1 protein-coding gene is annotated in these 868 nt (G+C 58.3%); it reads right to left on the reverse strand.

Annotation, left to right across the window (positions count from 1 at the left end; all coding sequences use genetic code 11):
- Nucleotides 1-113 precede the first annotated feature (113 nt).
- Nucleotides 114-701 carry a hypothetical protein gene (locus tag ET21_RS0123095; RefSeq protein ID WP_156029340.1) on the reverse strand — a complete coding sequence of 196 codons (588 nt, stop codon included), beginning with the start codon at nucleotides 699-701 and terminating at the stop codon, nucleotides 114-116.
- Between the last annotated feature and the right edge of the window lie 167 nt (nucleotides 702-868).

The raw sequence follows: 868 nt of genomic DNA on the forward strand, positions 1-868 counted from the left end.
TCCAATCTCCGCCAAGCATGCTCAAGCTTCACGATTTTTGCAACAGAGCCTTTCGTAATTCCACCGGCCGTTGCGATAGTCGACGAAGGCGCCTGCGACGATGTTGATGTAGCTCATGCCGCATCCTTCGCAGGAAAGTCGTCTGCCGGTCGCCGCCGCGGTATAAGTGGGGCGGGAAGGGCCGCTGGATCGGCATGGCGGATGACGCTTTCGAGCCCGATTGGATTATCGAAGTCGATGAAGATACAGCCGTTAGCGGCTAGCGACAGGATCGTCTGCAGATTTGGCGCAACCGTCATGTATGAGAGCTCGGCAATCACGTTGGCGATCATCCGTTCGCCCTTCATCACTGCGCTCTGCACAGCGAGCCGCTGGAGATCATCAAAGTTCGGCCGGAAGCGGCGCCACACCGCGAACACGTTGCGGTAACGCGCATCCTCCAGAATATCCTGCTTCAAAACTACGAAATAGGACCAGTCAGGTTTTTGCTCCACCATCGCGGCAGCGGACCTCAGGCGGCTGTGCACATCGGGTCGATGGTATTGCCGGCGGCTCTTGGCTTCATACATGACGCTCTCACCGCGTTCGATCACCGCGAAGTCTGGGATGTGATTGGCGGGGCGGTCGTCATGCAGGAACGTGAAGATGGTCGGCTGAGGACGGATGACTGTGACGCCGGGATCCATCTCGGCATACATCATGAACTCGAGTTCGCCAGGAGACTCGCCTGCACAATAGCCCTTCGGGGCCTTCCGTGTCCGATGCCAGCCATTGGTGACAGATGCGGAACGCCCGATTACCTTACGAACTGGGACATCGTGTCAACGGCGGTCGGATTTTAGGCCAGCGCGGCGGAGTAAAAGCAGGC

Origin of the sequence: Sphingobium sp. DC-2, from assembly GCF_000722555.1 — a bacterium.
Lineage (GTDB): Bacteria > Pseudomonadota > Alphaproteobacteria > Sphingomonadales > Sphingomonadaceae > Sphingobium > Sphingobium quisquiliarum.